Source organism: Vibrio genomosp. F10 str. 9ZD137, assembly GCF_049974785.1.
Taxonomy (GTDB): Bacteria; Pseudomonadota; Gammaproteobacteria; order Enterobacterales; family Vibrionaceae; genus Vibrio.
Genome location: NZ_JBNGCJ010000634.1, coordinates 1 through 7,759, shown reverse-complemented (window position 1 = coordinate 7,759; position 7,759 = coordinate 1). Strand labels below are relative to the sequence as shown.

At 42.9% G+C, this 7,759-nt stretch carries 6 protein-coding genes; 5 read left to right on the top strand and 1 reads right to left on the bottom strand.

What is annotated here, in order from left to right:
- Positions 1 to 155 precede the first annotated feature (155 nt).
- Together ACP45E_RS15365 and ACP45E_RS15360 are read left to right on the top strand one after the other, a co-directional pair.
- Positions 156 to 377: a hypothetical protein gene (locus ACP45E_RS15365; protein ID WP_017033334.1), complete on the top strand. Its 222-nt coding sequence runs from the start codon at positions 156 to 158 to the stop codon at positions 375 to 377.
- Between the two features lie 342 nt (positions 378 to 719).
- Positions 720 to 2,327, top strand: a complete 1,608-nt coding sequence (locus ACP45E_RS15360) for an ABC-F family ATPase (protein ID WP_083249880.1) — start codon at positions 720 to 722, stop codon at positions 2,325 to 2,327.
- A gap of 145 nt (positions 2,328 to 2,472) precedes the next feature.
- Here ACP45E_RS15360 and ACP45E_RS15355 read toward each other — a convergent pair whose 3' ends face one another.
- A complete protein-coding gene (locus tag ACP45E_RS15355) occupies positions 2,473 to 3,396 on the bottom strand; it encodes a glycosyltransferase family 2 protein (protein WP_017033332.1) in 924 nt (307 codons plus the stop codon).
- Positions 3,397 to 3,760: 364 nt separating this feature from the next.
- Between ACP45E_RS15355 and ACP45E_RS15350 the strand changes: the two genes are divergently transcribed.
- The 3 genes from ACP45E_RS15350 to ACP45E_RS15340 form a co-directional block, all read left to right on the top strand.
- On the top strand, positions 3,761 to 4,972 hold the full coding sequence (locus tag ACP45E_RS15350) for a glycosyltransferase family 4 protein (RefSeq protein WP_017037688.1): 1,212 nt from the start codon (positions 3,761 to 3,763) through the stop codon (positions 4,970 to 4,972).
- Positions 4,973 to 5,238: 266 nt separating this feature from the next.
- On the top strand, positions 5,239 to 7,149 hold the full coding sequence (speA, locus tag ACP45E_RS15345; protein ID WP_038125999.1) for an arginine decarboxylase: 1,911 nt from the start codon (positions 5,239 to 5,241) through the stop codon (positions 7,147 to 7,149).
- A partial coding sequence (locus tag ACP45E_RS15340; RefSeq protein ID WP_069585197.1) for an arginase family protein occupies positions 7,150 to 7,759 on the top strand: 610 nt, incomplete at its 3' end.

The window sequence follows — 7,759 nt, the reverse complement described above, 5'->3', positions numbered from 1 at the left end:
CGAAAGATCAACACGCCCTAGTAAGTATGGTATTGTGCGTTTTCTCCACCCCATTTTTCACAGCGTTCAGCTTCAACTAGTCACAAGTACTGTAATAAAATCGAAGTTACCACCGGCTATTTACTTAAAGCCATAATCAATATTAGGAACCTCAGATGGACGCTAAAGAGCACGAGTTCTTTAATTTACTCAATGATATGATGTTGCTGACATTCACAAGCTTGAACTCTTGGGAGAAAACCTTCATTTCAGATATGCACCATAGAGCAATGACCAGGCAGTTAATTTCACCCAAACAAAAAATGTCAATATTGAGCATTTCAGAAAAAGCGAGCAAAAGACGTAAGCCTTCCTCTAGAAAAACCAACAAGCAGTGACGCTGTAACACCCGACTTATTCAATGCATCAGCATGCATCGCACATTACATCACCAGATCGAGTCCGATGGATGAATGATGAATGTCCTAATACGCATTCCTTTAAAGTACTTTTATTCGCGATACCAATGGCTATCTTAAGCCTCTTAATGCCTTAATATCGTTCTAATGGGACTTTATTGACAAAATCCCCCTTATTTACTGATCGTGACTTAGCTCTCAGAACTGTTCTTTCCCTAATAACTCTGTATAATTCGCCGCCTATTCATTCTTACTTTCGTTTTAGCTGAATTGGCGTCTACTACATGTGATTAGCCAGTCCCTACACCTAGGAATATTTCTTTGATATCTACTGCTAACATCACTATGCAATTTGGCGCCGAGCCATTATTTGAAAACATTTCGGCTAAATTTGGTAACGGTAACCGTTACGGCCTAATTGGAGCCAATGGATGTGGTAAATCAACGTTCATGAAAATCCTAAGTGGCGCACAAGCACCTAGTTCAGGTAACGTTTCGATCACACCAGGGCTAAAACTTGGTGTTCTTAGCCAAGACCAATTTGCCTTTGAAGAACACAACGTGATTGATGTTGTTATCATGGGCGACCGAAAGTTGTGGGAAATCAAACAGGAACGTGACCGTATCTATTCGCTGCCAGAAATGAGCGAAGAAGATGGCATGAAAGTCGCTGAACTTGAAAGTGAGTTTGCTGAAATGGACGGCTACACCGCTGAAAGTCGTGCTGGTGATATTTTAATTCAAGCCGGTATTGAAGAAGAGTTCCATTTCGGCCTCATGCAGCAAGTCGCTCCCGGTTGGAAACTTCGTGTGTTATTGGCTCAAGCACTGTTCGCGAATCCAGATATCTTGTTGCTCGATGAACCGACCAATAACTTGGACATCAACACCATTAACTGGCTTGCGGAAGAACTGAATCAGCGTAAATGTACCATGATCATCATCTCGCACGATCGTCACTTCTTAAATTCAGTGTGCACTCACATGGCCGATATCGACTATGGTGAGCTTCGTATCTACCCAGGTAACTACGAGTACTTCTTAGAAGCGTCTGGGCTTATTCGCGAACAGTTGCTCTCAAGCAATGCTAAAAAAGCCGCGGAAATCAGTGAACTGCAAGATTTTGTAAACCGTTTTGGCGCAAATGCTTCTAAAGCGAAACAAGCCAGCTCTCGCGCTAAAAAGATGGACAAGATCAAACTTGATGAAGTGAAATCATCAAGCCGTATCAGCCCGTCTATTGATTTTGGTGAAGGTAAAAAACTGCACCGTCTTGCGCTTGAGCTGCAGGATTTGGGGCATGCCTTTGATGACGAGTTGTTGTTTGAAAAAGGCAACCTGCTGTTAGAGGCAGGAACTCGCTTAGCGGTCATTGGTGAAAATGGCGTTGGTAAAACGACCTTACTGCGTTGTCTAGTTAATGAGTTAGAACAAACTCAAGGCGTTGTTAAATGGTCAGAAAATGCGTCTATTGGCTACTGCCCACAAGACAGCACTGCAGACTTTGATAATGATCTCTCTATTTTTGATTGGATCTCACAGTGGCGTACGACTAAACATGATGACTTAATGGTACGTGGAATCTTGGGCCGATTACTGTTCACCGCTGACGATGCGAATAAAAAAGCGAAAAACTGCTCTGGTGGTGAAAAGAACCGTTTGTTGTTTGGTAAGTTGATGATGCAAGACATCAACGTTCTCGTTATGGATGAGCCAACCAACCACATGGATATGGAAGCTATTGAAGCATTGAACAATGCCCTTAAAGGCTATCAAGGAACGCTAATTTTCGTTAGCCACGACCGTGAATTCGTCTCTTCTTTGGCTACATCAATTATCGATGTGAAAGATAAAAAACTGGTGAACTTCCAAGGCACCTATAACGAATACCTAGCGCATCAGAAAAAAGAACTGGCGGCTGCGGTATAAAAAATCATTGCGCTCCAGCCTTGTGCTGGAGCGCAATTCGATCTTACTGTCGATGAGTCTAACTTCTCAATATCGGTCTTCTGCCTTCTGCCTTCTGCCAATCATTCTATACCCTCCTGTCGCGCTTAATTGCGAATCGTTTTTCTTAAGCAAACCGAAACATACTTTTGCAATCTCCAAGCAAGCTTCTTATTCTTCGGGCTTTTGGGGCAAGAATCAGTGCAGCGATACCAAACGAAATTGCCGTCGTATTCTGATGTAAGCCTCTATGGTAATCTGCATACCCTTCCATTAAGCGCGCTCTGGCACTTTTTAATGTAGAGGGTGACAAATTCCATCGATCACTCTCCTTCTCATATCGTTGCAAAATCGACTCTATCGACTGTAAGTTCTTTAACCGAAAGCGATAAGATTGAGTCGCCGAACTCTGGCGCATTAAATAGCCTGATTGAACTGAATTGAGTACCCCAACGCCATGACTTTCGCATATCCTCAGCCACAACTCCCAGTCTTCCCCATACCGAATATTGGTATCAAACAGGTCTACCTTCGACAACACATTGGCTCTGAGCATAACCGTTGAAGTACCAATAACGTTGTTTTTAATGACCAGAGCCAAGGGGTTTTCTACTGCAAAAGACTCTTGAGTACAGTTTTGGAACTGCTCCCAATAAGTAAAGCTGTCGATGATCACCTGATAGCGCTCGGTGAAGTGATCGTAGTTGGTAAAGCTCAATGCCAAGTCGGGATTGTTCTTATGGAGTTTCAGCTGCAACGACAATTTTTCTGGATACCAAAAATCATCGGCATCCAAAAACGCGATGAATTCACCACTCGATCTTTGTATTCCTAGATTACGTGCTTTAGAGGCTCCTACCCCATGTGCGGTCATAATTATTATCCGCGGATCAGTCAATGTCGTTAAATAGTGTGCGGTGTCGTCACTGCTGTTATCGTTGATGATCAATAATTCAATATCTCGATGAGTCTGATCAAGCACGCTGCTAATCGCTTTTGGCAAATAATCCCGGCAGTTATAAGTTGGAATAATCACTGATACTTTAGCCATAACCCATTCTCTTCATGAAGTTAACTCTGTACGAGTATGACAATCACAATGCATGACTCTAGTTCAGTCGTTAAAAATGCACCGTTCTTGCAGTACAGCTTCTGATGCATAGTTCAAGCCAAAACTTAAACGATTGAATTATGGGGAATTATCAATCTTTTATCTAAATGGAAAATTGAAAACAGCAATATAGCCTCTGTAACTTCATATTGATTTTCATTTTGAGAATGATCTCGCCATATTGACGCCTTTCTGATTTTTTCCAATTTAACCATATGATTATATGAGTTAAATTAGTTGGCGCGTCATTTGCTATCTTATTTATGCACCGTTTAACGTGTTGAAATGTTTATAGGGCTTAATTATGAAAAAAGTGGCGTTCGTTACTCCGACGTATCCCGTACTCAGTGAAACCTTTATTCAAACTGAAATAGACGCCATCAAACAATGTGGGCATCACGTTTGCGTTTTAACCTTTGAAATAGAACAAAGCCAACAAACGTTTGACTACAGCGTCATAAAGATCGGCACAAAAGTCAAAGCAGGCCTATGCAAAAAGTTTTATTTTCCTGGTCTATTAGACGCCATCAAATTTGTTCAGCAGCAAAAGAGCATGCCGAGGCGGTCGCTTTTCAATTACGGCGTCAAGCTCGCTCTTCAACTTGCCGATCTGAACGTTGAGCACGTTCATGCTCACTTTTGTCAACATACTGCAGCTCATGCCATCGTGGCAGCTAAATTACTCAATATCACCTGTTCCTTTGTTGCTCATGGACACGATGTTTATGAGTCGGCTTACGACATTGAGCAAAAAATACAGGCCAGTGACTTCGTTGTCGCTGTCTGTAAAAGCATGCACGATGACTTTGTTAGTATGATGAGTGACAAAATCGCACACAACAAATCATCCGAGAACCAATCACCAGAAAATAAAACAGCAAGCGCTAAGATTAAGCTCTTACACTGTGGAGTAAAAACCGATCAGTTCGTTCTGGAAACAAAGACAAGAACCACACAACTGAGGCTAGTTTTTCTAGGTCGGTTAGTTGAACAAAAAGGCATTCATCACCTCATCGAGGCACTGGCACCTATCGCTAAACCACTGAGTATTCGCTTGGATATTGTCGGTACTGGAGAAATGCTCCATGAGTTAGAAAAACAGGTAAAACAGCAAGGGTTATTAGAAGACGTGCATTTTTTAGGGGCCAAACCGCACGAATGGGTAAAACAGAATTTGGCCAAGTACGATTGTTTGGTGGCTCCGTTTTGTTTCTCACAGACAGGTTGTGTTGATACGGGGCCATTAGTATTAAAAGAAGCAATGGCGGTTGGAACCCCGGTCATCACGACCAACATTATGGGATGCAAAGAAATTGTCGCCCCTGGAACGGGGTTCTTAGTCAGCGAAAAAAGCGTTGCTGAACTGAAACAGAGTATCATGCAATTTTCTCAATTCAGTATTCGAGAACGTACCCAAATGGGGCAACTAGCCCATAAACATGTTACTCAAAATTTTGATGCCTTTTTACAAGCAAAACAATTGTCTGGTTGGATTGAAGCGCCAGCAACAACATAGTTTTTCAATTATTACCCCCACTCTTTGCCCCCAAATTGGCTATCAATATCCTTTCTCAATACACCCATTCAGAGATCTGTGTTTTTCTATCCTAACGACAAAATCCTTTTGTTAGACAGAACCCCATTTTTATCCGTTAATGCGCCTCATAGTCGCACCCTAAACCTGCGATATATTGAGTGTGATGATCACGGAAGAACGTCACTAATACACATCAAATGATGCAGATAATTAATGTAAGTGCATCAAAACATGAGACTGATTTTGTGACCAATTATTCTAAGCTAGACAACATCCGCGCTGACTACAATGTCCAATATTGGAGTCAAGATTTCTTTGGCATTAATGACAGTGGTGAAGTGTTTGTCTCGCCTAGAAGTGACAAGCAACACTCAGTACCGTTGGTTTCTATTGCTAATGAACTTGAGAAAAAAGGCTTAAACCTGCCTGCACTAGTTCGCTTTCCGCAAATTATTCACCAGCGAGTGCACAACATTTGTGATGCGTTTAATCAAGCGATTGACGAGTATCAATACGACAATAACTACTTACTGGTTTACCCAATTAAAGTGAACCAACAAAAAGAAGTCGTTGATCAAATACTTTCAAGCCAAGCGCAATTAGAGACAAAGCAATTGGGGTTAGAAGCAGGCAGCAAACCCGAACTTCTCGCTGTGTTAGCGCTTGCACAGCAAGCGAGCTCTGTCATTGTCTGCAACGGCTACAAAGATCGTGAATACGTGCGTCTGGCTCTTATTGGCGAAAAACTGGGCCATAAGGTGTTCATTGTCTTAGAGAAATTGTCAGAGTTAGACATTGTACTTCGCGAAGCGAAAGATCTGGGCGTGAAACCACGACTCGGTTTGCGTATCCGCTTGGCATCTCAAGGCGCAGGAAAGTGGCAATCTAGCGGTGGTGAGAAGTCAAAATTTGGTTTGTCAGCATCGCAGGTGCTGACGGTTATCGAGCGCTTAAAACAAGGACAACAATTGGAAGCCATGCAATTGGTGCACTTCCACTTAGGTTCTCAAATGGCCAATATTCGTGACGTCCGAAATGGTGTTAATGAAGCAGCACGTTTTTATTGTGAACTGCGTGAGCTTGGTACTCCACTGGATTATTTTGATATTGGCGGTGGTTTAGCGGTGGATTATGACGGCACGCGCAGTCAGTCCTCTAATTCGATGAACTACAGCTTGGCAGAATACGCTCGCAATGTTGTCAGCACGATCAACGATGTTTGCCAAGACTACCAACAGCCAAAACCGGTGATCATTTCAGAATCTGGTCGCTCTTTGACTGCGCATCACGCGGTTTTGGTCACCAATGTGATTGGTACTGAGAGCTATGCGGTTGAGGCCATTGATGCTCCGAATGATGACGCTCCCGCGCTATTGCAAAACATGTGGCGCAACTGGCAGAACCTAACCGAACGCACTGATGCGCGAGCGTTAATAGAAATATACAACGATACCCAAAGCGACTTAGGTGAAGCACACACTTCATTTTCAACTGGAGTAATCAATCTGGAACAGCGCGCTTGGGTTGAACAACTGTCATTGCGTATTTACGCTGAACTGCGCGATTTGATGAGTAACAAAAATCGCTTCCATCGACCTATTTTAGACGAACTAAATAGCCGCTTGGCCGATAAGTTCTTTGTGAATTTCTCACTGTTTCAGTCATTACCTGATGCATGGGGCATTGACCAAGTATTCCCTGTGTTACCGCTTTCTGGCTTACAAAATGTTGACGGAAAACGTGCGGTTATATTAGACATCACCTGCGATTCTGACGGTGTTGTTGATTACTATGTTGAAGGTCAAGGTATCGAATCGACCCTTGCTGTTCCGGAATGGAATAAAGATAAACCGTATCTTATGGGCTTTTTCTTAGTCGGTGCTTACCAAGAGATCTTAGGTGATATGCATAACCTGTTTGGTGATACGCATAGTGCAGTGGTGACGATTGATGATCAGGGGAACACCGTGTTTGAGTCAATTGATGAAGGTGACTCGGTAGAAGACATGATGCGCTACGTTCATATCGATCTCGACACCATTCGCAGCAACTACCGCCAACTGGTTGATCGCTTTGTTGATATCGATGAACAAAGCCTTGTGCTGCAAGAACTTGAGCAAGGTTTAACGGGTTACACCTACTTAGAGGATTTTTAAATGAACGATTTGTTTACTAAAACGGATTATTCACTGTATTCAAATGCGATGACCTTTGTTCGTCGTCCATTGGTTAAAGACCCGGTTGTTTGTGATGCTGACGTGGTGGTTCTAGGCGTTCCTTTAGACATAGCTACGTCTGGGCGCCCTGGTGCACGCATGGGGCCAGATGCTATTCGCAGAGCATCGGTCAATCTTGCTTGGGAAGGTAAGAAATTCCCATGGGACTTTAACGTATTTGACAATAATAAAGTCATCGATTGTGGCGATCTTGTTTTTGATTGTGGCGATGCTGAAGACTTTACGTATCGCTTGGAAGCGGCGACAAGTGAAATATTAAAAAGTGGAAAAACCATGTTGGCACTAGGTGGTGACCATTTCATTACATTGCCGATACTCAGAGCCTATGCCAAACATCACGGGGAAATGGCGCTGATTCACTTTGACGCACACACAGACACGTATGCCAGCGGTAGTGCTTATGATCATGGAACCATGTTCTATCACGCACCGAACGAGGGTTTAATTTCGGCCAAACATTCCGTACAGATCGGAATTCGTACTGAGTATAGCTATGACAACCACAGCTTTAATGTCATTAACGCTATGC

Excerpts from the sequence above, each read along its gene's own strand:
- ACP45E_RS15350 (WP_017037688.1), top strand. The coding sequence starts at position 3,761 with ATGAAAAAAGTGGCGTTCGTTACTCCGACGTATCCCGTACTCAGTGAA.
- ACP45E_RS15365 (WP_017033334.1), top strand. The coding sequence starts at position 156 with ATGGACGCTAAAGAGCACGAGTTCTTTAATTTACTCAATGATATGATG.
- ACP45E_RS15355 (WP_017033332.1), bottom strand. The coding sequence starts at position 3,396 with ATGGCTAAAGTATCAGTGATTATTCCAACTTATAACTGCCGGGATTAT.